The sequence below is a fragment of the Chryseobacterium sp. L12 genome (genome assembly GCF_056133985.1).
The window spans coordinates 21,356-45,579 of sequence record NZ_JBVYOF010000010.1 but is presented as its reverse complement, the minus strand read 5'-3'; the positions used below and the strand labels follow the sequence as shown (position 1 = coordinate 45,579).

The 24,224-nt window shown below is 34.9% G+C and carries 28 protein-coding genes; all 28 read left to right on the top strand.

Annotated features, from left to right (window positions below):
• Positions 1–4: 4 nt before the first annotated feature.
• The 28 genes from AC0NBN_RS05775 to AC0NBN_RS05640 all read left to right on the top strand — a co-directional run bounded on the left by AC0NBN_RS05775 (position 5) and on the right by AC0NBN_RS05640 (position 24,219).
• Complete coding sequence (locus AC0NBN_RS05775; RefSeq protein WP_160813813.1) at positions 5–778, top strand: T9SS type A sorting domain-containing protein; 774 nt, start codon at positions 5–7, stop codon at positions 776–778.
• A 249-nt stretch (positions 779–1,027) separates the two neighbouring features.
• Entirely contained in the window at positions 1,028–2,371 is a 1,344-nt protein-coding gene (locus tag AC0NBN_RS05770; RefSeq protein WP_160813814.1) for a carboxylesterase family protein, read from the top strand.
• A gap of 97 nt (positions 2,372–2,468) precedes the next feature.
• A complete protein-coding gene (locus tag AC0NBN_RS05765) occupies positions 2,469–3,554 on the top strand; it encodes a 2Fe-2S iron-sulfur cluster-binding protein (RefSeq protein ID WP_160813815.1) in 1,086 nt (361 codons plus the stop codon).
• Between the two features lie 74 nt (positions 3,555–3,628).
• On the top strand, positions 3,629–4,567 hold the full coding sequence (gene paaA / locus AC0NBN_RS05760) for a 1,2-phenylacetyl-CoA epoxidase subunit PaaA (protein WP_160813816.1): 939 nt from the start codon (positions 3,629–3,631) through the stop codon (positions 4,565–4,567).
• A 124-nt stretch (positions 4,568–4,691) separates the two neighbouring features.
• Entirely contained in the window at positions 4,692–4,973 is a 282-nt protein-coding gene (gene paaB / locus AC0NBN_RS05755) for a 1,2-phenylacetyl-CoA epoxidase subunit PaaB (protein ID WP_002981782.1), read from the top strand.
• A gap of 91 nt (positions 4,974–5,064) precedes the next feature.
• Positions 5,065–5,814, top strand: coding sequence for a 1,2-phenylacetyl-CoA epoxidase subunit PaaC (paaC, locus tag AC0NBN_RS05750; protein ID WP_160813817.1), 750 nt, complete (start codon positions 5,065–5,067; stop codon positions 5,812–5,814).
• 7 nt (positions 5,815–5,821) lie between these two features.
• Positions 5,822–6,367 (top strand): hypothetical protein, encoded by a 546-nt coding sequence (locus AC0NBN_RS05745; RefSeq protein ID WP_160813818.1) that lies wholly within the window; start codon positions 5,822–5,824, stop codon positions 6,365–6,367.
• 152 nt (positions 6,368–6,519) lie between these two features.
• Complete coding sequence (gene paaD, locus AC0NBN_RS05740; RefSeq protein ID WP_160813858.1) at positions 6,520–6,957, top strand: 1,2-phenylacetyl-CoA epoxidase subunit PaaD; 438 nt, start codon at positions 6,520–6,522, stop codon at positions 6,955–6,957.
• A gap of 94 nt (positions 6,958–7,051) precedes the next feature.
• A complete protein-coding gene (locus AC0NBN_RS05735) occupies positions 7,052–7,852 on the top strand; it encodes an enoyl-CoA hydratase-related protein (RefSeq protein WP_160813819.1) in 801 nt (266 codons plus the stop codon).
• Positions 7,853–7,887: 35 nt separating this feature from the next.
• Complete coding sequence (locus AC0NBN_RS05730; protein WP_160813820.1) at positions 7,888–8,241, top strand: four helix bundle protein; 354 nt, start codon at positions 7,888–7,890, stop codon at positions 8,239–8,241.
• A 48-nt stretch (positions 8,242–8,289) separates the two neighbouring features.
• Positions 8,290–9,423 carry a 3-hydroxyacyl-CoA dehydrogenase NAD-binding domain-containing protein gene (locus AC0NBN_RS05725; RefSeq protein ID WP_160813821.1) on the top strand — a complete coding sequence of 378 codons (1,134 nt, stop codon included), beginning with the start codon at positions 8,290–8,292 and terminating at the stop codon, positions 9,421–9,423.
• 88 nt (positions 9,424–9,511) lie between these two features.
• A complete protein-coding gene (locus AC0NBN_RS05720; protein ID WP_160813822.1) occupies positions 9,512–9,820 on the top strand; it encodes a hypothetical protein in 309 nt (102 codons plus the stop codon).
• Positions 9,821–10,080: 260 nt separating this feature from the next.
• Positions 10,081–10,494, top strand: coding sequence for a PaaI family thioesterase (locus AC0NBN_RS05715; RefSeq protein WP_160813823.1), 414 nt, complete (start codon positions 10,081–10,083; stop codon positions 10,492–10,494).
• Between the two features lie 98 nt (positions 10,495–10,592).
• Complete coding sequence (gene pcaF, locus AC0NBN_RS05710; RefSeq protein ID WP_160813824.1) at positions 10,593–11,798, top strand: 3-oxoadipyl-CoA thiolase; 1,206 nt, start codon at positions 10,593–10,595, stop codon at positions 11,796–11,798.
• 107 nt (positions 11,799–11,905) lie between these two features.
• Positions 11,906–12,499 (top strand): acyltransferase, encoded by a 594-nt coding sequence (locus AC0NBN_RS05705; RefSeq protein ID WP_160813825.1) that lies wholly within the window; start codon positions 11,906–11,908, stop codon positions 12,497–12,499.
• Positions 12,500–12,510: 11 nt separating this feature from the next.
• Complete coding sequence (locus AC0NBN_RS05700; protein WP_160813826.1) at positions 12,511–13,341, top strand: alpha/beta hydrolase-fold protein; 831 nt, start codon at positions 12,511–12,513, stop codon at positions 13,339–13,341.
• Between the two features lie 63 nt (positions 13,342–13,404).
• Complete coding sequence (gene paaZ, locus AC0NBN_RS05695; protein WP_160813827.1) at positions 13,405–15,900, top strand: phenylacetic acid degradation bifunctional protein PaaZ; 2,496 nt, start codon at positions 13,405–13,407, stop codon at positions 15,898–15,900.
• A 112-nt stretch (positions 15,901–16,012) separates the two neighbouring features.
• Positions 16,013–16,702, top strand: a complete 690-nt coding sequence (locus AC0NBN_RS05690; RefSeq protein ID WP_160813828.1) for an SMUG2 DNA glycosylase family protein — start codon at positions 16,013–16,015, stop codon at positions 16,700–16,702.
• Positions 16,703–16,788: 86 nt separating this feature from the next.
• Entirely contained in the window at positions 16,789–17,553 is a 765-nt protein-coding gene (locus tag AC0NBN_RS05685) for an enoyl-CoA hydratase/isomerase family protein (RefSeq protein WP_160813829.1), read from the top strand.
• A 93-nt stretch (positions 17,554–17,646) separates the two neighbouring features.
• Positions 17,647–18,873: a cation:proton antiporter gene (locus AC0NBN_RS05680; RefSeq protein WP_143884191.1), complete on the top strand. Its 1,227-nt coding sequence runs from the start codon at positions 17,647–17,649 to the stop codon at positions 18,871–18,873.
• 114 nt (positions 18,874–18,987) lie between these two features.
• Positions 18,988–19,605 carry an ABC transporter permease family protein gene (locus tag AC0NBN_RS05675; protein WP_160813830.1) on the top strand — a complete coding sequence of 206 codons (618 nt, stop codon included), beginning with the start codon at positions 18,988–18,990 and terminating at the stop codon, positions 19,603–19,605.
• Positions 19,605–20,126, top strand: coding sequence for a hypothetical protein (locus tag AC0NBN_RS05670; RefSeq protein ID WP_143884189.1), 522 nt, complete (start codon positions 19,605–19,607; stop codon positions 20,124–20,126). The genes AC0NBN_RS05675 and AC0NBN_RS05670 overlap by 1 nt, the downstream gene beginning before the upstream one ends.
• A 21-nt stretch (positions 20,127–20,147) precedes the next feature.
• Positions 20,148–20,438, top strand: coding sequence for a winged helix-turn-helix domain-containing protein (locus tag AC0NBN_RS05665; protein ID WP_143884188.1), 291 nt, complete (start codon positions 20,148–20,150; stop codon positions 20,436–20,438).
• A gap of 65 nt (positions 20,439–20,503) precedes the next feature.
• Entirely contained in the window at positions 20,504–20,791 is a 288-nt protein-coding gene (locus AC0NBN_RS05660; RefSeq protein WP_160813831.1) for a hypothetical protein, read from the top strand.
• A 9-nt stretch (positions 20,792–20,800) separates the two neighbouring features.
• Positions 20,801–21,640 carry a metallophosphoesterase gene (locus AC0NBN_RS05655; RefSeq protein WP_160813832.1) on the top strand — a complete coding sequence of 280 codons (840 nt, stop codon included), beginning with the start codon at positions 20,801–20,803 and terminating at the stop codon, positions 21,638–21,640.
• Positions 21,641–21,929: 289 nt separating this feature from the next.
• Positions 21,930–22,316, top strand: a complete 387-nt coding sequence (locus tag AC0NBN_RS05650; protein ID WP_160813833.1) for a hypothetical protein — start codon at positions 21,930–21,932, stop codon at positions 22,314–22,316.
• Between the two features lie 18 nt (positions 22,317–22,334).
• A complete protein-coding gene (locus AC0NBN_RS05645; protein WP_160813834.1) occupies positions 22,335–22,820 on the top strand; it encodes a Coq4 family protein in 486 nt (161 codons plus the stop codon).
• Between the two features lie 28 nt (positions 22,821–22,848).
• A complete protein-coding gene (locus tag AC0NBN_RS05640) occupies positions 22,849–24,219 on the top strand; it encodes a DUF4153 domain-containing protein (RefSeq protein WP_160813835.1) in 1,371 nt (456 codons plus the stop codon).
• Positions 24,220–24,224 lie beyond the last annotated feature (5 nt).

Sequence of the window (24,224 nt, the reverse complement as noted above, 5' to 3'; positions counted from 1 at the left end):
TAACATGAAAAAAATTTTATTTTCTCTTAGTGTAATATTTGCAAATTTTGCAATGGCACAGTTTACAACAGGAACAGTGAATCTGGGATCTACCGGAATGACTGTAAAATTAGATACATCTGCAACCTTAGCAACAATAACTCTTACCGGCGCGGACACTTCTTATTTAGGAATCGGGTTTGGCGGAACGGGGTCTTCAGGAGGAATGGCAAACGGTGTTGACGGATTTATATACAATTCGCTTTCTACTACCAATACCAATTTAGATTATTCTTTTGCCGGAGTGGGGAGCACGCCAAATGCAGATCCTACACAAGATTGGACGGTTACTTCAAACACAGTGGCTTCAGGAATAAGAACAGTTGTTGCCACAAGATCTCTTGCGGGAGGAACAGGAGATACGCCTTTCACCAATACAAGCAGCAGTATCAATATTTTTTATGCTAAAGGTCCTAGTGCCACATTGGCAAGTAACTATCATGGCGGAAATCGTGGCTATGCAGTGTTAACAAGATCTGCTCTTTTGGGAACATCAGATTTAGCAAAAGAAAGCAGAAATATTTCTTTATATCCAAATCCTGCAAAGGAAAAGGTGAGTTTCAAGAACGCAGATAAAATAAAATCTATAGATATTTACGAGTCTGCGGGAAGAAAGGTAAAATCGGTGAAATTTGACGGACAACAAATAAATGTGTCTGATTTAAAATCAGGAAATTACTATTTGGAGATTACTTTAAACGACGGATCTGTATCTTATCAGAAGTTGATTAAAGAATAAATTATCCGGAACTGTAAATTAAACTAATCCTGAAAAGTAAATATTTTCAGGATTTTTTTATGAGCCAGAAGATATGAATTTCTAATTGAAATTTTTAAAAATCAATTGCTGTTTTTAATAGTTACGATGGATTAATACAGTATTTGATAAAATAATTTTAAACAAAATTCTTTGCATAAAAAAACGATTAAAAATTGTGGTGTTAAAATAAAAATCAGTTTTATATTTATAGTTGAAATTTAATTTTTAATGAATATTCACGATCAAATAAAATCCCATACATTTCAAACCTCACTCGGAAATATTCCTGCATTTCATGAAGATGGTGTTATAAAAATTAAGAATATTCGCTACGCCCGATCAGAAAGATTCAAACATCCTGTCAGATTAAAAGATAGTTTTGAGCAAATTTTAGATAAAACTCCGGTTTGTCCGCAAAAATTAAGTCCTTTTTTAGATAGATTGATTCAAAAAACAGATCCGGAAGATTTTATTCCTGATGAATCTCCACAATTTCTTACCATTACCCGTCCTGAAATTTCAGAAAATACCGGAAAATTCCCTGTCATTGTCTGGATTCATGGTGGTTCTTACGAAATTGGTTGCGGAAGTCTTCCCACTTCAGATCCTTCAGTCTGGGTAAAGGAACAAAATGTGGTGGTAGTTTCGGTCTCTTATCGTTTGGGTTTGTTTGGCTTTTTGGGCGGAACTGATGAAAGACCAGCCAATTTAGGTTTGTTTGATATAATAGAAGCTCTGAAATGGATTCAGAATCATATTGAAAATTTTGATGGTGATAAGAACAATATTACGCTTTTCGGACAGTCTTCTGGTGGTGATGCTATTGCTCATCTGATGATTTCAGAAGGTGTGGAAGGATTGTTTCACCGGGCAATTATCCAAAGTGCACCGCTTGGTTTCAGGCATAGAAGACAAAAAATGACAAAAGAGTTTTTCCTTAAAACAGATGAGCTTAAAAATGAAAATGATGTCCTGAAAATGGTGAACAGTTATGAAACGTTTTTACCATCATTCAGAAAATACGGACTAAAGACTTCAATGCCTTTTTGCACTCAATACGGTTTTTCTCCTTTGTGTAAAGAAGAAGAAAGTTTGGATTTATGGAGAAAAAATGCTTCAAAATATGATGTTCTGATTGGTTCAAATCATGATGAAACTGCATTTTATGTAAAAACTGCAGAGAACGGTCTCTATACTTATCTGCCTGAAAGAATTTTGAACAGCATTGTAAGATCTACAACTAAGTCAATCTATGAAAAACCGGCTCAGGTTTTTGCACACAATTATGCTAATGGCGGAGGAAATATCCATTTATATAAAATTTCTTCTTTATCTGCCGAAAGTTATACCGGAGCTTCTCATTGTATAGATCTTCCTTTGATATTTGCCAATAAAACAGCATGGAAAAATTCAGCACTTTTAAAAAATATTTCGTGGGAATATCTTTTTCAGGAAGGTAAAAAAATCCGTGCACTTTGGGCAGACTTTGCAAGAACAGGACAGGTGACGGATACATTACATAAATCTGAAATTTTAAAGATTAAAAAAATCAATAACGCAGATTCAAGATAAATTTTGCTATCAGTAAAATTATTTTTAAATTTACAACCTAACAAGTGTTAGTTAGTTTTAATATAAACTAAGAATTAAAGATTACTTTATAAAAATAATGAATTCATTTTATAAACTAAAAACCGTTAAGGTCGAGAAAGATACCAACGATGCTGTAAGTGTAGCTGTGGAAGTTCCTGAAGAGCTGAAAGATAAATTCAGATTCAAGCAAGGTCAGTATCTCAATTTTAAATTGATGATCAACGGAAACGAAGAAAGACGTTCTTACTCCATTTGCAATGCGCCGAGCGAAAAAAGCAACACGCTGGAAGTTTTGGTGAAATTACTGGAAGGCGGAAAAGTTTCCGGTTATTTCAACGAACATCTTCACATGGATGAAGTTTTGGAAGTAATGCCTCCAATGGGCGGTTTCAACACTTCTTATCACCCGACAAATGTGAAAACTTACGTTGGTTTGGCAGCAGGAAGCGGAATTTCTCCGGTTTTATCAAATATTAAAGAAAGTCTTTATCAGGAACCGAATTCTAATGCTTACCTGTTTTACAGCAACAGAAGCATGAATCATGTAATGAAAAAGGCGGAAATTGAAAGGCTGGTAGAACAGTTTAACGGCAGACTGAAAGTAGTTTATCTGGTAAGCCGTGAAAAACATGAAGATCCGCTTTTTGAAGGAAGAATCTGTCCGGACAAACTTGAACTTTTGTTTGAAAGATATGCAGATATTGATGTAAAAGAGGCTACTTATTTTATTTGTGGACCTTCGGAAATGATCAAAGGAATTGCAGATTATTTAAAGAAAGATAAAAAAGTACCGGCAATTCAGGTTTTATTTGAATATTTCACCGCTCCTGACGAAGAAAATACGGAGGAAATGAGCGATGAGTTTAAAGCCATTGCCAATATCGAAAGTATGGTAACAGTAATCATTGATGATGATGAATATTCTTTCCATTTGAATTCAAAAAAAGAGAGTATCTTAGATAAAGCATTGAAAGACAATCTTCCTGTACCTTTTGCATGTAAAGGAGGAGTGTGCTGTACGTGTAAAGCCGAAGTTTTGGAAGGTGAAGTTTTCATGGAGAAAAACTACGCGCTTACCGAAGAAGAAATAGCCAGAGGCTTCGTTCTTACTTGCCAATGTCACCCGACAACGAATGTGGTGATGCTTAATTATGATGTTTAAATTGTATTAATGATTAATGTAAAACGTATTCATGAATACATAAATACTTTTTACATTTTACAAAAAACAAGAAAATGGATTTAGAAAAATTTGTACAATACGTACACGACGAAAATAAAGTAGAACCAAAAGATGTAATGCCCGATGATTACAGAAAACTATTGGTTCGTCAGATTTCACAGCACGCCCATTCTGAGATTGTTGGGATGTTGCCGGAAGCTAACTGGATTTCCAGAGCGCCTTCACTGAGAAGAAAGATGGCTCTTTTGGCTAAAGTTCAGGATGAAGCAGGTCACGGTTTATACCTTTATTCTGCAACCGAAACTTTAGGTGATGGAACGATCAGAGCAGACAGAGATGCAACTTATGAAGATATGCTTTCAGGTAAGGCAAAATATTCAAGTATTTTCAATTACCCGACTTTAAGCTGGGCCGATATCGGTGCAATCGGCTGGTTGGTTGATGGTGCAGCGATTATGAATCAGGTAATGTTGATGGGGAATTCTTACGGTCCTTACTCAAGAGCGATGGTGAAAATCTGTAAAGAAGAATCTTTCCACCAAAGACAGGGTTATGAAATTCTAATGGCACTCTGCCGCGGTACAAAACAACAGAAAGAAATGGCTCAGGCTTCGTTAAACCGTTTCTGGTGGCCGGCTTTAATGATGTTCGGTCCGAATGATGATAGCTCACCAAACTCTAAAATCTCTATGAATTACAGAGTGAAAAGAGAGAGTAACGACAGTCTTCGTCAGAGATTTATTGATGTTACCGTTTCTCAGGCTGAATTTTTAGGATTAACTATTCCGGACAAAGATCTGAAATGGAATGAAGAAAGACAGCATTATGATTTCGGAGAGCTTCCTTGGGATGAATTCATGGAAATCTTAAAAGGAAATGGTCCTGCCAATAAAAAGCGTATCGAAACCAAAAGAAAGGCGCAGAGAGAGAATGCTTGGGTAAAAGAAGCGGCAGCAGCTTTTGCAGAAAAACAACAAAAGGAAGTAATATAATTTGAAAATGTGCTAATTTGAAAATTTGAAAATGACCTTAACCACGTTTATTATTCTCAAATTTTCAATTACTCAGATTCATCAATTTTCAAATTAACTAATTCTCAAATTTTCAAATTAGAATATGGCAAATTTAGATATGTGGGAAGTGTTTATTCAGACTAAACCGGGATTATCTCACAAACACGTTGGAATTGTACAGGCACCAACAGCAGAAATGGCTTTGCAGAACGCAAGAGACGTTTATACAAGAAGAAAAGAGGGGACTTCTGTTTGGGTAGTTCCAAGTAAATACATTGTAACTTCAGAAGGAGTGGATAAAGAAGCATTCTTCGATCCGGCTGATGACAAACTATACCGTCACCCGACGTTTTACGAGATACCGAACGATGTGAAAAATATGTAATTAATAAAGATTTCAAGATGTGAGATAGCAGAGATAACAGACTTATTGTTAATCTGAAATCTAATGTCTGAGATCTGAAATCTACTAAACAATGAACCCATTATATAATTATCTATTAAAATTGGCAGACGACAGTTTCATTATGGGGCAGCGTTTGTCTGCGTGGTGCGGAGAAGGTCCTTATCTGGAGGAAGATATTGCATTAACGAATATTGCGTTGGATGAACTTGGTCAGGCGAACAACTTTTACGTTTACGCTTCAAGACTTTTAGACGGCGGAAAATCTGAAGATGATATCGCTTTTTTAAGATACGAACACGAATATGTAAATGCACACTGGACAGAACTTCCGAACGAAGATTATGCCCAGACCATTTTAAAAGTGTATGTTTTTGCAGTGTATCAGAAACTGATGTACGAAGCATTGTCCAATTCCGCAAATGAAGAATTGGCGGCTATTGCTCAAAAATCACTAAAAGAGGTAAAATACCATTACACGCACGCTGCATCCTGGATGAAAATTTTCGCTCAGGGAACGGAAGAAAGTAAGAGCCGTCTGGAAAAAGCCATTGAAAACATCTGGGAATACACTAAAGGTTTATTTGCAAAAACAGAAGGAGAAGATGATTTGGTAGCTTTAAATATTGCTCCGAATACCGATGCTCTTTATGAAGAATTTTTAGCAATCACCCAAAAAGATTTTGCAGATTTCTACTTAGAATATCCTACCAATCCTTTTATGCAGCCAAAATCGCGAACAGGATATCACACTGAATATTTCGGATATATCCTTTGTGAATTGCAGTATATGCAGAGAGCGTATCCGGGGTGTACGTGGTAGGATTAATATGGATTCCAAAGTAAAACATGAAGTTATCAATTCAAACATTCTCACAAATTATGGGATAATTATTGAATTAGATAATGTGGAAAACGGTTTTCCTGTTAAAAAAGCGGTTTTAAAATCCGTACATTCAAATTTATTTTGGGAAATTGAACAAAGAATTATTGAAAATCTTGAAGAAAAACGCTTTGACAATGAAGAGATAGTTTTTTCAAATATTAATTCTAAAAATTCATTAAGTTCCGAAGTGCTTAAAAATAGAGAAGAAAAAAACATCAGACTGTATAAAATTTCTCCAATAGGTCACAAAGAACAACCAAAAATTGGTGAATGTCTGGTTTTTCATTCGACAACATTTAGGAAAAAAATAAGGATTAAAGAAATTTACGATAATTATTTTCTTCTTGAAGATGAAAACAATTATATAGGAGTAATTCCTAGAAGAAAAGTAGTCAGAAATGAAAAAGCTATAATTGGAGATTATTTAAGGCATTGCGAACATCAGTTTCACGATTTAGTTGATGCTAATGATAACTTTATTTATAGATAATTTGCAACTGTTAGATTTATATTTAGTTGACTTTGCTAAGTGAAACGCCTTGTGATCTTAAAAACATTTAATGGTCAAAAAAAACTTAGCGCACTTTGCGTTAAAAAATATTAGATAAAAAAAGATTGAAAAATCCTTTAGAAATATTAGAAATGATTCCCGATCCGGAAATTCCGGTTATTAATATCGTGGAATTAGGCATTGTAAGAGAAGTGAAAGTTACGAGCGAGAATTCTTGTGAAATAACCATTACGCCTACTTATTCGGCTTGTCCTGCCATGTTTACCATTGAGGAAGACATCATCAAAATCATGAAGGAGAACGGATGGAATGCTAAAGTTGTGACCAAAATGTTTCCGATCTGGACAACAGATTGGTTAACGGATGAAGCGAGGGAAAAACTTCGTGTTTACGGAATTACACCTCCCGAAAAAGGAGCAGATGAAAACCACATCGGGAAACCGAAAAAATGTCCTCGTTGCGGTTCGATGAACTCAAAACAGATCAGCAGATTCGGGTCTACACTATGTAAGGCTTCGTATCAGTGTTTAGACTGTTTAGAACCTTTTGACTATTTTAAATGTCACTAAACAATTTGAAAATATGCTAATTTGAAAATGAGTAAATTAGTGGGAAACTAAAATTTTCAAATTGTCTAATTTTCAAATTAAAAAATTATAAACTATGTATACACAACTCGATATTGAGTCGCATTTCGAAGGAAAACTGAAAATTGCTTATCTGAATCAACCCGACACGATGAATGCGCTTACAAAACCGTCTTTATCAGATCTTAGAGACTTTGTTAAAGAATGCAGCGAAGATCCTACGGTAAGATGTGTTGCCATTTCAGGAAGAGGAAGAGCTTTTTGTTCAGGTCAGAATTTAGATGATGCTTTTGTACAGGGTAATGAACATCATGATAATGATATTATCAGAAGAATTGTGACAGATTATTACAATCCTTTGGTGACGGAAATTACCCATTGTAAAAAACCTGTTGTTGCTTTGGTGAATGGTCCTGCAGTAGGAGCCGGTGCAATGTTGGCATTAATTTGTGATTTTGTTTTGGCAACAGACAAAGCGTATTTTGCTCAGGCATTTTCTAATATCGGTTTAATTCCTGATACGGGTGGAACTTACTTTTTACCGAAATTATTGGGAAGACAATTAGCTAATTATTTAGCGTTTACAGGAAAAAAATTATCCGCGGAAGAATCTAAATCATACGGTTTGGTTGCTGAAGTTTTCACTGAGGAAGAATTCAGTTCAAAATCAATGGAAATTTTGGAAAGAGTTTCCAATATGCCGACTGTTGGTTTAAAATTAACCAAAAAAGCATTTGCTCATTCTTACGACAATACGCTTAAGCAGCAGTTGGAATTAGAAGGCGATCTGCAACAGAAAGCCGCAGAAACAGACGATTTTAAAGAGGGAGTAAGTGCCTTTTTACAGAAAAGAAAACCTGAATATAAAGGGAAATAATTAATTTGAAAATGAGTTAATTTGAGAATTTGAAAATGAGAAATGATAAAGAGAATATTATTGTAAATAAGACTTTTGATTTTGCTTTAGACATCATTGAATTCTCAGAAAGTTTGTATGAATCTAAAAAATTTCCATTAGCAAATCAGATTTTCAAATCTGAAACTTCTATTGGAGATAATGTTAGAGAAGCTCAAAATGCAGAAAGCAAAGCAGATTTTATCCATAAATTGAAAATTGCCGCTAAAGAAGCTGATGAAACAGAATATTGGCTTTTACTGTGTTTAAAGTCTCCACATTTGCAATCGCCCAATGAAAAATTAATTTTACATTTAAAAGAAATTTTATTAATTCTCTCTAAAATTATTTCAAGTTCGAAGCTTAAATAATTTTCAAATTAACTCATTTCCAAATTTCCAAATTTTCAAATTAAAAATATGAATGTAGGAATTATCGGTGCCGGAACTATGGGAATCGGCATTGCACAAGTAGCCGCAACGAACGGATGCAAAGTCTGGATTTATGACGCCAATGCAAAACAAGTAGAAACGGCAACCCTAGGTTTGGAAAAAACATTAACCAGATTGGTTGATAAACAGAAAATTTCGGCAGAGAAAATGACTGAAATTTTATCTAATATTTCCATCGCTACAGAATTGAAGGACTTCAAAGATTGTGAATTGATCATTGAAGCCATCATCGAAAACAAAGAAATCAAAACCAAAGTTTTTACAGAATTAGAAAAACATGTTTCTGAAAGCTGTGTGATTGGTTCCAACACCTCATCCATTTCCATCACCTCTCTTGGTGCAGAATTACAGAAACCGGAGCGTTTCATCGGAATTCACTTTTTCAATCCGGCTCCTTTGATGCCTTTGGTTGAGGTTATTCCATCCTTATTAACAGAAAAATCTTTAGCGGAAAAAATCTACAATCTGATGAAAGGTTGGGGTAAAACTCCTGTTATTGCTAAAGATATTCCGGGATTTATCGTGAACAGAATTGCTCGTCCGTTTTACGGGGAAGGATTGAGAATTGTTGAAGAAAACATCGCAACGGTAGAACAGGTTGATGATGCGATGAAAACTTTAGGTAACTTTAAAATGGGACCTTTTGAATTAATGGATTTAATAGGAGTTGACGTGAATTTCTCGGTGACTAAAACCGTGTACAACGAATATTTCTACGATCCGAAATACAAACCGTCTCTTCTTCAGCAAAGAATGTCGGAGGCAAAACTTCACGGCAGAAAAACAGGAAAAGGTTTTTACGATTATTCGGAAGGAGCTTCTAAAGCAGAACCAGTGAAAGATGATGCGCTTTATCAACAGATATTCATGAGAATTATTTCTATGTTGATTAACGAAGCCGTAGAAGCAAAAAGATTAGGCGTAGCAAATGACGAAGATCTGGAACTGGCAATGCAGAAGGGCGTAAATTATCCCAAAGGTTTATTGGCTTGGGGAAAAGAAATCGGATATGCTAAAATCTCTGAAACTTTGCAGAATCTGTACGAAGAATATCAGGAAGAAAGATACAGACAAAGCCCGTTGCTTCGTAAATTGAATTAAAAATTTGAAAATGTGCTAATTTGAAAATTTATTACAGTAGGTTTTGATTTTCAAATTCTCAAATTGATTTAATTTTCAAATTAAAATTATGGAAATAGAATTATTCAGAGCCGAACTTGAAACAAGGCTTATCATTGAAAAAGAATACATCAGTCAGGAACTGTCTTCGATACATGATTATCAGGAAAAGCTTGAATTATTAGGCAAATTCAATGAAAAATATAAAGAACTGATTAAAAGATTAGCGAATGAATCCGGAATTGATTTACATGAACGTTTTCAAGCAGAAAATCCATCAAATTCCGAAAATCTTTCATACAATCAAATCATTCTTGGAAAGACCATGGCGGTTTACGACAAGCTAGCTAATGAATTGTATGAAGAAATAACACATTAATCTGAAATTTAAGCCATGTTTAAACGAATTTTCACAAAAAAGAACTTTTTACGCTCATTCATGAATGCCGTTATTTTTGTAGTTGGATTTTCTCTTATCAAATTTCTTTTTTATTATTTGGGATGGGACGATGAAAAAAGCATCAATATTTATGGTTTTATTGTTTATTTCGTCTTTATGTTTTTAGCTTTTTTCATTTTGGACGGCAGAGAATACACATGGAAAGATGTGATTAGATTTAAAAATTTAAATAAGAGTAAATGAATCCGAGACAGGTTGCAGAATATATGTTCGATCAAGATTATTTTTCCCAATGGATGAATATCAAACTGATTGAAGTGAAAGAAAATTATTGTTTAATAGAAATGCCCGTCAAAAAAGAAATGATTAACGGGTTGAAGACAGTTCACGGAGGTGTTACGTTTGCTTTTGCAGATTCTGCATTAGCATTTTCGTCTAACAATTCCGGAGATGCAGCCGTTGCATTAAACTGCATCATCAATTTTACAAAAGCAGGAAGAGAAGGCGATATTTTCAGGGCAGAAAGTATTTTGGTCAATGAAACAAGAAAAACCGCTGTTTACGACATTAAGATTACCAATCAAAGCGATGATTTGGTTGCGAAATTTGTCGGAACAGTGTATAAAATAGGAAAAAAAGTAACAGAATTATAAAATTTGGAAATTTGAGAATGAAGCAATTTGAAAATTATTTTTTAATGCTTTTTTTCATTTTCAAATTATCAAATTAACACATTTTCAAATTAAGTAAAATGAACAACGTATACATCATAGATTACATAAGAACTCCGATTTCAAAATTAAGCGGAGGGCTTTCTGAAGTAAGAGCCGACGATTTGGCTGCCATTGTTATTAAAGAAATTGTAGCAAGAAACCCTGAAGTTCCTGTTGAGGAAATTGAGGACGTTATTTTCGGGTGCGCTAATCAGGCGGGAGAAGATAATAGAAACGTAGCCAGAATGGGACTTTTATTGGCAGGACTTCCATATAAAATCGGAGGGGAAACGGTGAATAGATTGTGTGCTTCAGGAATGTCTGCGGTGGCAAATGTTTTCCGTTCAATTGCTGCAGGAGAAGGTGAAATTTATATTGCAGGCGGAGTGGAGCATATGACACGCTCTCCTTATGTAATGTCAAAACCAAGTACAGCTTTCGGAAGAGACAGCCAGATGTTTGATACCACTTTCGGATGGAGATTCATCAACCCGAAAATGAAAGAAATGTACGGCGTTGACGGAATGGGGGAAACTGCAGAAAATTTAGCAGACATCCACAATATCAGTCGTGAAGATCAGGATAAATTTGCTCTTTGGTCTCAGCAGAAAGCCACTAAGGCTCAGGAAAGCGGAAGACTGGCAGAAGAAATTGTAAAAGTTGAAATTCTACAGAAAAAAGGCGAACCGAAAATATTTGATACCGACGAATTTATCAAACCGACTTCTTCAATGGATGGATTAGGAAAACTTCGCCCGGCTTTCAGAAAAGAAGGTACGGTAACCGCAGGAAATGCATCCGGAATGAATGACGGAGCAGCAGCTTTAATTTTAGCAAGTGAAGAAGCTGTAAAAAAATATGGTTTAAAACCAAAAGCTAAGATTTTAGGATCATCTGTTGCAGGTGTTGAGCCAAGAATTATGGGAATCGGACCTGTAGAAGCCACTCAAAAACTATTAAAAAGACTGAATCTTTCATTAGACGATATGGATATCATCGAATTGAACGAAGCATTCGCAGCTCAGGCTTTAGCAGTAACAAGAAGTTTAGGTTTACAGGATGATGATTCAAGAGTAAATCCAAACGGAGGAGCCATTGCCATCGGTCATCCACTTGGAGTTTCCGGAGCCAGAATCGTTGGTTCTGCGGCAATGGAACTACAGAAACAAAATAAAAAATATGCATTGTGTACGCTTTGTATCGGTGTCGGACAAGGTTACGCGATGGTGATTGAAAGAGTTTAATTTGAAAATGTACTAATTTGAGAATTTGAAAATGTTTTTATAGCGGTTTAATTTTCAAATTGGCACATTCTCAAATTTCCAAATTGATTTATTTCCAAATTAAAATTATGAATATCTACTCATATCACGGAATTCGCCCCATCATCAAACCTTCTGCTTATGTTCATCCACAAGCGGTAATCATCGGAAATGTGGAAATCGGCGAAGAGGTCTATGTTGGTCCCAACGCAGTTATTCGTGGCGACTGGGGTAAAATTATTATAAAAGATGGCGCCAATGTTCAGGAAAACTGTACCCTTCACGTTTTTCCGGGAATTGAAACCATTTTGGAAGAATCTGCACACATTGGTCACGGAGCGATTATTCATTCCGGACATATCGGCAAAAACTGTCTGGTTGGAATGAATTCTGTCGTGATGGATAAAGCGGTCATCGGAGATGAATGTATCATCGGCGCTTTAGCTTTTGTTCCGGCAAACTTCAGATGTGATGCCAGGAAATTAATTGTCGGAAGCCCTGCAAAGATTATCCGCGATGTTTCCGATGAAATGATTAAATGGAAAACGGAAGGAACAAAATTATATCAGGAACTGGCAAGAGAAGGAAAAGATGCTATTTTGCCTTGTGAACCTTTTACAGAATATGTTAAGCAGATTCCGACCAAAATTGTTGATTACAGTATTTGGGATGATGTGAAATAATTAAAATTATTATGATCAAAAAACTTCTCATTTTCTGCAGTATTCTGTTTGCTTTTCAGTCTTTGGTTTTCGCCCAGACTGAAAATGTAAAACCACTGATTATTGGAGAAATCAGAACGATACAATCTAAAATTTTGAATGAAGAAAGAATTTTGAATATCTATCTTCCACAAAAATTCGACAAAACAAAATCTTATCCAATCATTTATCTTTTGGATGGAAGTATGAATGAAGATTTTATTCATGTGACAGGCTTGGTTCAGTTCTTTAATCAGATGTATTCCATGCCGGAAACAATTGTGGTTGGAATTGCGAATATTGACAGAAAGAGAGACTTTACTTTTCATACAGATTTAAAAGATTTGCAGAAAGATTACCCTACAACAGGACATTCGGATAAGTTTATTGGATTTTTAGAAAAAGAGCTGAAACCTTATATCGAAAATCAGTTCAAAACCACCGACAACTATTTATTCGGACAATCTCTCGGCGGACTTTTAGCAACCGAAATTTTGTTGAAAAAGCCTGAACTGTTCAATAATTACTTTATTATCAGTCCGAGTTTGTGGTGGGATGATGAAAGTCTTCTAAGACAGGCTCCTCAATTATTATCTAAAATTAAGGATAATAAAAAATTTATTTACATTTCCGTTGGAAAAGGAGAACATCCTGTAATGGTAAAAGATGCAGAAGATTTATTTGATGTTTTAAAAAAATCAAACAAGAAAAACTGGACAGTGGAATATAAAATGATGGAAACAGACAATCATGCAAGAATCCTACACAGAAGTTTGTATGAAGGTTTGGGAAAATTGTTTCCGTATCAGGAACCGAAAAATTAAAAATGTAACAATATAAAAATGTATCTGTGTAAAAGATTGATACATCGTTAAATTAAATATCATATGGAAAAGTTAAAAAACTATATCTACGGCGAATGGATCGAAGGAAACGGAAACGGAATTCCTTTATACAACGCTGTTAATGGAGAACAGGTTGCTATTTCTGACACGGAAGGTCTGAGTTTTGAGCAGGCTTTGGATTACGGAAGAACAGTAGGTTACAAAAACCTTTCATCCATGACGTTCTACGATCGTGGTGAAATGCTGAAAAAAGTAGCACTTTATCTCCTTGAAAGAAAGAAAAAATATTACGAACTATCGTATAAAACAGGAGCAACTCACGTTGATTCCTGGGTAGATATTGAAGGAGGTTTTGGTACATTCTTCACGTATTCAGGTTTAGCAAAAAGAATGCTTCCAAATACACCCTTTTGGGTGGATGGAGATACTCAGAAAATTTCGGCAAACGGAACTTTTTTGGGAACTCACATTTTAACACCAAGTGAAGGTGTTTCAGTACAAATCAACGCTTACAACTTTCCGGTTTGGGGAATGTTGGAAAAATTATCCACTTCTTTATTGGCGGGTGTTCCAAGTATTGTGAAGCCTTCGCCTTATGGTTCATATTTAACGAATGCAGTTTTTCAGGATATGATTGAAAGCGGCATTCTTCCGGAAGGTGCTGTTCAGCTGGTTTGTGGTGAACCGGGAAATATTCTGGATTATGTTCAGGATGGAGATTCTGTTTTGTTTACAGGTTCTGCAACAACAGGTAGAAAATTAAAATCCTTACCATCAGTTGCAGGAAATGCCGTTCGTTTCAACATGGAAGCAGATTCTTTGAACTGTTCTATTCTTGGATTGGATGCAAAACCGGGAACTCCGGAATTTGATTTATTCATCAAAGAAGTCCGTAACGAAATGACGACAAAAGCAGGACAAAAATGTACGGCAATCCGTAGAATTATTGTTCCTGAAAATTTAATTGGAGATGTTCAGAATGCTTTATCTAAAGCTTTAGACCAGACTAAAATCGGAAATCCACTGAACAGGGAAACAAGAATGGGATCTTTGGTCGGAAAGCAGCAGTATGATGAAGTCGTAAGAAAAGTCAATTTATTAAAAGCTGAAACAGAGCTAATTTACGACGGAAAGCATGAATTGGTAGATGCCGATTACGAAAACGGAGCATTTATGAGTCCTAAATTGTTCCTGAATGATAAACCTTTCGAAAAAAACATCTCTCACGATGTCGAAGCTTTCGGTCCGGTTTCTACGTTGATGCCTTACAAAGATGCGGAAGAAGCTGCAGCGTTGGCGAAAAGAGGAAAAGGAAGTTTGGTAGGCTCCATTATTTCTCACGATGAGAAATTTGTTGCAGAAACTTCATGGAAAATGGCTTCTCAACACGGAAGAATTTTTGTTTTAAATAGAGATAATGCGAAAGAAAGTACAGGTCACGGTTCTCCGCTTCCTACTTTAATGCACGGCGGTCCGGGAAGAGCAGGAGGCGGTGAAGAAATGGGCGGATTAAATGGTCTTCATTTCTTCCTTCAGAAAACGGCAATTCAGGGTTCTCCGGATATTTTAACGGCGATCACAAAAGTATATCAGCAAGGTGCGGAGAAAAAATATTCAGATAAACATCCGTTCCAGAAATATTTTGAGGAAGTTGAGGTCGGAGATTCTCTGGAAACCGCAGGAAGAACGGTTACTGATGCAGATATTGTAAATTTCTCCAATGTTTCTTGGGATCATTTTTATGCTCACACAGATGCTACAAGTTTAAGCGGAACTATTTTCGATAAAACCGTTGCTCACGGATATTTCATCCTTTCTGCAGCGGCAGGATTGTTTGTTTCAGGAAAAAAAGGTCCCGTTATTGCAAATTACGGACTGGAAAACTGTTCGTTCTTCAAGCCGGTTTATGCAGGAGATACGATTACGGTGTATTTAACGGCGAAAGAAAAAATCAACAGAGGCGTAAAAGGCAGAAATATTCCTTCAGGTGTTGTGAAATGGTTAGTTGAGGTCGTAAATCAAAGAGACGAGATCGTTTGTGTGGCAACTATTTTAACGTTGGTGGCAAAACAGTCTCCTTTTATTGACTTAAACTTAAAAAATATTCAGAAAATACTGAATGGATTAACAGATTCTACTCAGCCAAACTGGGGAAAAATGTCTCCTCAGCAAATGATAGAACATCTGGAGCACGGGGTTTTGGTAAGTCTTGGCGAACCGGAAGCTGATAAGTGCTTCACTCCTGAAGAACAGTTAGAAAAATGGCAGGATTCTTTATATAACCACAGAAAAATGCCGAAAGATTTCCCTGCACCGTTTTTGGCGGATGATGAAAAACTATTAGAGTTAAAACATAAAAATCTTGAAGCTGCAAAACAGTCTTTCATTGATAATTTAAAAAGATTTGTAATTTATTACAAAGAAAATCCACAGGCAGAACACATGAATTTCGTATTCGGAAAACTGAATAAGGAAATGTGGGAACTGATGCATAGGAAGCATTTTACGCATCATTTTGAGCAGTTTGGATTGATTTAAAATTCAAATAATCAATGTACCGATATAACAGTGTAACAATTTTGTTGCGCTGTTTTTTATTTTAAATTCTACAATCATAAAAATACATCTGTTAAATCATTATATTTATTTTATGAAAACTTTTGCTCAGCAAGTAATTGAATTCAATAAAAAATTACAATATTCCGGAAAACTTCCCGAAGATTTTCAGGTGCTTAATCCATATCTTGATAATCCTGAAACGCTGCTCGTCATGGAGAAATTTTATCAAAAGTTTTACAACGATTCCAATCAAAGAAAATTTTTAATAGGAATTAATCCGAGTCGTCATGGAGCAGGAGTTACAGGAGTTCCGTTTACGGATACCAAACGATTGGAAAGCGTCTGCGGAATTCAGATGAAATCTGCCCGGACTCATGAAGTTTCTTCGGTTTTCATGTATGATATGATTGAACAATATGGCGGAGTGGAAGAATTTTATAAAGAGGTTTACATCAATTCGCCGTTTCCTTTAGCAATTGTCAGGAAATCGAAAGGCAGTTGGATCAATGCCAATTATTATGACGATAAAGGTTTGTTTAATGATGTGAAAGAATTTATGATCAGCTCATTACAAAAACATTTAAGCTTAAATCTCCAAACTTCGGAAGTTTTTATTTTAGGAAAAAAGAACGCAGATTTTATTTCAAAATTAAATCAGGAAGCAAATCTTTTTAGTAAAATGACCGTTTTGGAACATCCCAGATATATTCAGCAATACAAATCTAAGGAGAAAGAAATGTACATCGACAAATATATTTTGGCTTTGAAGAGTAACGGTTGATTTATTTTTGAATCATATTTTCACTTTTATTTTTCTAAAAACTCTGTTATTAGTATTTTTGTAAAAATCCACCTTAAATTGTAAAAATGAGCGATTTTGTAACATCTGAAATTAAAAATAATATTGCCGAAATAACATTCGGAACAGCAAAAAGTAATTCCCTTCCGGGAGCAATCCTCGAAAAATTGGCGCAGACCATACTTGATGAAGGCGCTAAAGATGAGGTGAAAGCAATTTTAATAAAAAGCGAAGGTGAAAAAGCTTTCTGTGCAGGTGCCAGTTTTGATGAGCTTTTGGAAATTGAGGAACTGGAAAAATCAACTCGGTTTTTCGGTGGCTTTGCAAAAGTTCTGAATGCAATGAGGAACTGCGGGAAAATTGTTGTGGTGAGAGTTCAGGGAAAAACTACAGGTGGTGGAGTGGGTCTGGCTTGTGGAGCGGACTACTGTTTTGCGACTACCGATTCTGCCTTAGCGTTAACGGAAATCAATTTAGGAATCGGACCATTTGTGATAGGACCGTATGTTGAACGAAAAATAGGAAAATCACAATTTTCGGCAATGGCAATTGATGCAGATTTCAGATCTGCAGAATGGGCAGAACAGCATAATATTTATCATTCCGTTTCACCTACGATTGCAGAAATGGATTCTCAGTTGGAAAAATTTTTAGAAAAATTATCTTCGAGAAGCAAAGAGGCTCTGGCTTTAATTAAAAAAGTTTCGTGGGAAGGAACTGAACATTTTGATGAATTGATGCCGGCAAGAATTCACATGAGCGCAAGCCTGATTCTTGAAGAATCTGCAAAGAAAAATATTGAGGCAATTAAAGAAAAATTAAGGGCTAAATAGATATTCTTTCTTTTGATTTCCTTGAAAAACCGTTGTAAAATCGTCAACGGTTTTTTTATAAAAACTTGACTATATTTAAAAAAATAAACTAAAATGGGTTCTTACGAAATTTTCATTTTGCTGATATGTCTTTCAGCAGGATTTGCTTTTATTAATCAGAAGTTTCTGAAGCTGCCTTTTGTGATAGGATTATTTTTTCTGTCAACAGCTTTATCTGTTATCGTACTTACTTCCCAATTATGGATTGATATTGATGTAAAAGGGCTGGAAAAATATCTGGAAAACTCACACCTGGACAGGCTGATTATTGATGTTTTTCTCGGTTTTTTACTTTTTGCAGGTGCACTCCATACGAATTGGGGCAATCTGCGTTCTCAGATTAAGCCTATTGCAAGCTTTGCTTTGGGCGGAGTAATTCTTTCTACAGTTATTATTGCCGGTCTTTTTTATTTTATTGCCGGCTTATTGGGAATTGATATCAGTTTTGTGTACTGTCTTATTTTTGGAGCTTTAATTTCACCTACCGATCCGATTGCGGTCCTTGGAATTTTAAAACAGGCAGGAGTTCCCAAGAAAACGGAATCTGTAATCGTGGGAGAAAGTTTGTTTAATGACGGAATCGGGGTGGTGTTGTTTATTGCATTGCTGGATACGCTCCGTGTAGGAGAATTTGATTTGGGGCATTTTGGTCTGCTTTTTATGCAGGAAGCCGTAGGTGGAATTTTGCTTGGTCTTGTGTATGGGTATTTCCTTCATTTGCTGCTGAAAGCTGTAGATCATTATGAAACAGAAATCCTGATTACCCTTGCTTTTGTTATGGGAGGATATTATCTTGCCAATCATTTTCATATCTCGGGAGCCTTGTCTATGGTTGTAATGGGGTTGATGGTCGGAAATTTCCGGACGAGTCTCTCAATGAGTGATACTACCCAGGAATATGTCAATAAATTTTGGGAACTGGTAGATGTGGTTCTCAATGCATTGCTTTTTATTCTTATTGCATTCGTCCTTATTGAAGTTGATTTTAAGATTGAATATGTAATTCTGGGCATTGTATCAGTGCTTATAATTCTTTTTACCCGTGCATTTTTAGTGTATCTTCCATTAAGTATCTTTCCTAAATTTTTTAATCTGAATAGAGTAGACGCAAGAATTATTTCCTGGGGCGGACTTCGGGGCGGGCTTTCCCTTGCATTGGTATTATCACTTCCTCACAATTCTTCTAAAGAAGTTTTGCTGGTTGCTACCTATTGTACTGTTTTGTTCAGTATTCTTATTCAGGGACTTACTGTAGGTAAAGTAGCCAAATGGAGCAAATAAACTAACTTTAATATTAATCAAAGACTGAAAAATTCTTCAGTCTTTTTTTATTTTAAAATAAATATTTGGAAAATTCAATAAAATTAATAACTTTGTAATTCAAAGTTCTTTTATATGGAATCAAAAAACTTTCACGAAGACTTATCACACATTCGTTCTATGATGGAGCGATCTTCAAGGTTTATTTCATTAAGCGGATTATCCGGAGTTTTTGCAGGACTTGCTGCGATCATTGGCGCAGTATATGTTTACTTTGCTTTTCAGCGGGAAGGAATTGACTATTTTGAAGGCGACAGAAATATTTTTGGAAAAGAACTGGTAAAAGAATTGGTGATGACGGGATTTGTGATTTTGGTTGTTGCTGTTTTGTGCGGATATTTTTTTACTGCAAGCAAAAGCAAAAAGAAAGGACTTAAAATCTGGGATGCTACCACAAGAAGATTATTGGTAACATTTGCAGTGCCTTTAGTAACCGGAGGATTGTTTTGTCTGTTGCTTCTGTATCATCATTTGTTCGTTTTGGTGGCTCCGGCAACTTTAATTTTTTATGGACTTGCTTTGGTGAGTGCAGAAAGATATACTTTAACGGATATAAAATATTTAGGATATTGTCAGATAATCTTAGGATTACTTTCATTTATGTTTCTTGGTTGGGGTTTAGTAGCCTGGACAATCGGTTTTGGTGTGCTGCATATTGTGTATGGATGGATTATGCATATGAAGTATAAGTAATGATGCTCATTCAGTTCATATTTTTTGTTATGATATGTGGGATTTCTCTCATCTTCCTTTTATTATATTATGGAACTAAAAATAAAGTCTTTAAAAAATTATTTATAGGATATTGGTTGTTTTTTATTTTATCATTTGTGAGTTTGCTTGTAGTCGGTTTTATTAATAGTCCAACTACTGTTGATAAAGAAGATATTTACGGAATATACGAAGTTGATAAAGATATGTTCAGAGGAAAGAATGCTGATTGGCAATTTCAACATTTTAGTTTTGAAATTAAAGAAAGTGGAACATTTTATTTTTATGAATATTATGATGATGGAAAAATTAATAGAAAGCACACAGGAAATGTAGAATTTATTGAAGGCTACGCTAGTCCGCATTTAAGATTAAGTAATGTAAAACCAGAGCATCAAATAGTAGATAATGAACCTTTATTAGTAAGAAATAAGTGGAATTTTTATTACGTTTTTAAATCTAAAAAATTTGGAAATGTATTTTTTAAGAAGAAAAATAATTAGTCTCAAGCAAATTTAATATCAATGATCAACATTTCAAAACTCAATAAAGAATTCGAAAGCCGTGTAAGATTGGGCATAATGTCCGTTCTTATGGTGAATGATTGGGTTGATTTTTCTGAAATGAAAAGTTTGTTGGAAATCACAGACGGAAATCTGGCAAGCCACAGTAATGCGCTTGAAAAGTCAAATTATATCGAAGTAAAAAAAGAATTTGTAGGTAAAAAACCAAAAACGTCTTATCGGGTTACTCAAAATGGCCGAACTGCTTTCACAGAGCATTTGAATGCTTTGGAAAAACTCCTGGGAAAATAACTTCGATATTTTTTTAAATTTAAACTTTGAAATACAAAGTACTTTATAATAAAATTTATATTAAAATGACACACAGAAACACAACACTAGCAATTTTTGCTGTTCCCGCACTCTTATTGGCAGCAGCATTTTTAGGAAATCTTTTTGTAGATGGCTGGAACTGGTCAGGATTTGATTTCCTTGTTGCCGCAGTCTTACTTTTCGGAACAGCGGGTCTAATCTTTTTGATACGGACTTTCATAAAAAACAGAAATTACAGAATCTTATTAAGTCTTATAATTGTCGTATTTCTTGTTTTGACATGGATAGAATTGGCAGTAGGAATCTTTGGAAGCCCATTCGCAGGAAACTAAAAAAAGAAAATGACCAGAAAGAAATTCTTAAAAAGACTTTTGCAGCTTTCTGCAGTCGGAGCTTTGCCTTTTCTCTATTCATGGCAGATTGAGCCGTTTTGGGTAGAATTTGTGCAGCGAAAACTTCCGATTAAAAATTTACCAAAAGAACTTGAAGGAAAAATTTTAATGCAGATTTCAGATTTGCATGTAGGAAACAGATTCGACTGGAATTTTCTGATTGAATCGTTCGCAAAAGCTCAAAACTTTCATCCTGATTTTGTGGTGTACACAGGTGATTACGTCAATCACGGTACTCCGGAAGATCACAAAAGTTTGCAGAAAGTGATGGAAAAAGCAGTTTACGGAAAGCTGGGAACTTTCGGAATTTTAGGAAACCACGATTACGGAAAAAACTGGAAAGATCTCGGTTCTTCGGAAGAAATTTGCCGCATTTTAGAAAATAATGGTATCACGATGCTGAAAAATCAGCAGACAGAATCTCACGGATTAAATTTTATCGGCTTTGATGATTTATGGTCACCCAATTTTGATCCGATGGAAGTCATGAAAGATTATGATCCGGAAAAAGCAAATCTGATACTCTGTCATAATCCCGATGTTTGCGATAAAGATGTCTGGAACGATTATCAGGGCTGGATTTTGAGTGGTCATACTCACGGTGGACAATGCAGAATTCCGGGAGTGATCACTCCGATTCTTCCTGTGGAAAACAAGAAATATATTTCAGGCGAGATTGATCTTGAAGACGGAAGAATGCTCTATATCAACCGTGCTTTGGGACATTCTTTTCAGGTACGATTTGTGGTTCGTCCGGAAATTACGGTTTTTAAACTGTGTAAAGAATGAAAAAATTTAAAGTAAATAATATCGTATTGGTTTATTTCTGTGTAAGTTGGCTAATAGGAATTTTGATTATTATACTCGTAATTTTAAAGACACAAGATGACTTTGTTTATGATTTATTGTTTTTATCTGCATTCAATTTAATTATAAATCTTTTTTCGATTATACTTCTTTTTGTTTTGTATTATGTTTTTCCTGAAAATAAAACTGAATTTATAAACTCAGCAATTCTACTTTCTTTCAATTTTCCGATACTATTTGTCCTCTATATAATTACTATGATGTTATAAAAATGAAAAAAGAAATAAATTTCACAGAATCTCAAATTAGAGAATGGTGGTTTAAAAGAAGAACGAAATATAATGTTGGATTATTACTTTCAGGATTTGTTTCATTCAATCTATATTGGTTTTTAGGTGAGTTTCTAATTTTTCCTTATGATGAAAGTTTTGAAGTGACAATATTTACTATGGCTTTCCAATCTGTGGGATATTTGGCTTTTGTGTTTATTGCCAATATTTTTTACAGCTTAGGCTATTTTGCGGATAAATTTTTCAATAAAACTAATGTAGAAGAATTTAGAATTAACCTTTTCAATAGCGGATTCGGGTTCTCATTACTTATTCCTTTTTTAATCCCGTTTCTTATTATAGTTAGATATTTTACTGAATATTATTAAAAATTTAAATCAAATAGTATGAAAAAACTACGAACAAAATTTATCATATTCATGTACGAAAACTCCCAAAAACAGTACAGGAGATATTTTAAAAAGAAAAAAAGGCAATGGCAGTTTAACGAAGAACAACTGCTAAGCTTTAAACAAGATTCTTTGGGACGAACCTTAGGCGAATTTTACAAAAAGCATGGTTTCAGGATGATTCCAAAAATGGAAAATCACGATGTTTATCATCTGATTACCGATTGCAGTACCAATATTCAGGATGAAATTGCCATGCAGTATCTGCTTTTCGGAAACGGAAAAAGAAGTGCTTATCTTTTAGGCGTTTTGGCTTTGGGAACTGTTGTTTTTCCGGAATACTTCAAGACATACATCAACGCTTATAAAAAAGGCAGAAATATGAGAACCTTTCACCACTGGAATTTTGAAGAACTTTTGTGGCAGAATTTTGACCATTTGAAAGATTTTATCAGGCAAAAAGAAGCACCTGTTGCTTTTTAGTCTCAACCTTAATTTTAACTATAATTTTATGAAAACACATCACTATATATTCATTTCGACCGTACTTTTCGTTATTCTTTTTTATAACGAAAGTATAGGTCTTAATCTTGGAATTTTAGGAATTTCCTATTCAGTTTTTACAATAATCAAAACGCCTAAAAGAAATTATACCAAAGTATTTCTGTTGCTTTTTGTGACGAGCATTTTATCAAGTCTTGCATTTGCCTGGTTTGTGGATTTTGCCTCTTTTCTGGCATTGGTTTTATCGCTTTTGCTGCTGTCTTTTAAAGCTAAAAACAAAAAGATGAAAAGTCTTTTTCTCCTTCCTGTATTTGTTGTAAATGTTTTTACTTTTATTTGCAGGGTTATCAGTTTTGATGAATGGCTTCCAAAACAAAATACTTCAGACCTTTGGAAGAAGATTTTTGCCTTTGTGTTGATTCCTTTTATTTTCGTAGCCGTATTTTTCGGAATTTATTCTGTAGGAAGCAGTCATTTTGCCAATATTTTCAAAGATGTCGAACTGGATGTCAATCTGTTTCAGATTTTTGCATTAGGAGCTTTAGGCTTTTTTATTGCGTTCAATTACTTCAATTTTGCGGTAGAAAAGTTTTTGTATAAGCAAAATTGCTTACTGAGCAATGATTTTCAGGAAAAGCATAAAACACCAAAACCTACATATTCATTTCTGGATTTGAACACTGAAAGATTGAGCGGTATTATTTCTCTTATTTCTCTGAATGTGCTTCTTATTTTCTTTATCATTACCTACAATTATGAGCAGTTTTATGAAATAGTAAAAACTCCGAATCAGCTTTCTGAAGAGACGCATGAGAGAGTAAATGCAGTGATTTTGTCTATCATAATGGCAATTCTGGTCATTATGTTTTATTTTAAATCTAATTTTAATTTTGATTCTGAAGCGGGATTGTTGAAAATCTTTGCCAAAGTATGGTTGCTGCTCAATGTTGTTCTGATTTTTTCGGCAATTTTAAAAAATTCAGAATACATCAGCAATTATGGTTTTACCTACAAAAGACTTGGGGTGTACGCTTTTCTGCTTTTGTCATTGATCGGATTGACGCTTACTTTCATCAAGATTCAGTATAGAAAAACCAATGCATTCCTTTTCAATTCAATGAGCTGGAGTTTTTATGGAATAATTTTAGTATGCAGTTTTATTAATTGGGGTGGTGTCATCACTTCCCAAAATATGAAAAGAAAAGATTTTGCGGTAAATTATCATCTGAACAGCATCAATTTCAGCGAAAAACAGCTTTTGAAATATGCTGAAGACCATAATGATACATCGCTGAAAAATAAAATTTCAGAAAGAGTCAAAGAGCATCAGTCAGCTTCTTTTCTTTCTCAGATTCTGTATTATAAAACACTAAACTAAAAACT

Excerpts from the sequence above, each read along its gene's own strand:
- AC0NBN_RS05775 (WP_160813813.1), top strand. The coding sequence starts at position 5 with ATGAAAAAAATTTTATTTTCTCTTAGTGTAATATTTGCAAATTTTGCA.
- AC0NBN_RS05770 (WP_160813814.1), top strand. The coding sequence starts at position 1,028 with ATGAATATTCACGATCAAATAAAATCCCATACATTTCAAACCTCACTC.
- AC0NBN_RS05765 (WP_160813815.1), top strand. The coding sequence starts at position 2,469 with ATGAATTCATTTTATAAACTAAAAACCGTTAAGGTCGAGAAAGATACC.
- paaA (WP_160813816.1), top strand. The coding sequence starts at position 3,629 with ATGGATTTAGAAAAATTTGTACAATACGTACACGACGAAAATAAAGTA.
- paaB (WP_002981782.1), top strand. The coding sequence starts at position 4,692 with ATGGCAAATTTAGATATGTGGGAAGTGTTTATTCAGACTAAACCGGGA.
- paaC (WP_160813817.1), top strand. The coding sequence starts at position 5,065 with ATGAACCCATTATATAATTATCTATTAAAATTGGCAGACGACAGTTTC.
- AC0NBN_RS05745 (WP_160813818.1), top strand. The coding sequence starts at position 5,822 with ATGGATTCCAAAGTAAAACATGAAGTTATCAATTCAAACATTCTCACA.
- paaD (WP_160813858.1), top strand. The coding sequence starts at position 6,520 with ATGATTCCCGATCCGGAAATTCCGGTTATTAATATCGTGGAATTAGGC.
- AC0NBN_RS05735 (WP_160813819.1), top strand. The coding sequence starts at position 7,052 with ATGTATACACAACTCGATATTGAGTCGCATTTCGAAGGAAAACTGAAA.
- AC0NBN_RS05730 (WP_160813820.1), top strand. The coding sequence starts at position 7,888 with ATGAGAAATGATAAAGAGAATATTATTGTAAATAAGACTTTTGATTTT.
- AC0NBN_RS05725 (WP_160813821.1), top strand. The coding sequence starts at position 8,290 with ATGAATGTAGGAATTATCGGTGCCGGAACTATGGGAATCGGCATTGCA.
- AC0NBN_RS05720 (WP_160813822.1), top strand. The coding sequence starts at position 9,512 with ATGGAAATAGAATTATTCAGAGCCGAACTTGAAACAAGGCTTATCATT.
- AC0NBN_RS05715 (WP_160813823.1), top strand. The coding sequence starts at position 10,081 with ATGAATCCGAGACAGGTTGCAGAATATATGTTCGATCAAGATTATTTT.
- pcaF (WP_160813824.1), top strand. The coding sequence starts at position 10,593 with ATGAACAACGTATACATCATAGATTACATAAGAACTCCGATTTCAAAA.
- AC0NBN_RS05705 (WP_160813825.1), top strand. The coding sequence starts at position 11,906 with ATGAATATCTACTCATATCACGGAATTCGCCCCATCATCAAACCTTCT.
- AC0NBN_RS05700 (WP_160813826.1), top strand. The coding sequence starts at position 12,511 with ATGATCAAAAAACTTCTCATTTTCTGCAGTATTCTGTTTGCTTTTCAG.
- paaZ (WP_160813827.1), top strand. The coding sequence starts at position 13,405 with ATGGAAAAGTTAAAAAACTATATCTACGGCGAATGGATCGAAGGAAAC.
- AC0NBN_RS05690 (WP_160813828.1), top strand. The coding sequence starts at position 16,013 with ATGAAAACTTTTGCTCAGCAAGTAATTGAATTCAATAAAAAATTACAA.
- AC0NBN_RS05685 (WP_160813829.1), top strand. The coding sequence starts at position 16,789 with ATGAGCGATTTTGTAACATCTGAAATTAAAAATAATATTGCCGAAATA.
- AC0NBN_RS05680 (WP_143884191.1), top strand. The coding sequence starts at position 17,647 with ATGGGTTCTTACGAAATTTTCATTTTGCTGATATGTCTTTCAGCAGGA.
- AC0NBN_RS05675 (WP_160813830.1), top strand. The coding sequence starts at position 18,988 with ATGGAATCAAAAAACTTTCACGAAGACTTATCACACATTCGTTCTATG.
- AC0NBN_RS05670 (WP_143884189.1), top strand. The coding sequence starts at position 19,605 with ATGATGCTCATTCAGTTCATATTTTTTGTTATGATATGTGGGATTTCT.
- AC0NBN_RS05665 (WP_143884188.1), top strand. The coding sequence starts at position 20,148 with ATGATCAACATTTCAAAACTCAATAAAGAATTCGAAAGCCGTGTAAGA.
- AC0NBN_RS05660 (WP_160813831.1), top strand. The coding sequence starts at position 20,504 with ATGACACACAGAAACACAACACTAGCAATTTTTGCTGTTCCCGCACTC.
- AC0NBN_RS05655 (WP_160813832.1), top strand. The coding sequence starts at position 20,801 with ATGACCAGAAAGAAATTCTTAAAAAGACTTTTGCAGCTTTCTGCAGTC.
- AC0NBN_RS05650 (WP_160813833.1), top strand. The coding sequence starts at position 21,930 with ATGAAAAAAGAAATAAATTTCACAGAATCTCAAATTAGAGAATGGTGG.
- AC0NBN_RS05645 (WP_160813834.1), top strand. The coding sequence starts at position 22,335 with ATGAAAAAACTACGAACAAAATTTATCATATTCATGTACGAAAACTCC.
- AC0NBN_RS05640 (WP_160813835.1), top strand. The coding sequence starts at position 22,849 with ATGAAAACACATCACTATATATTCATTTCGACCGTACTTTTCGTTATT.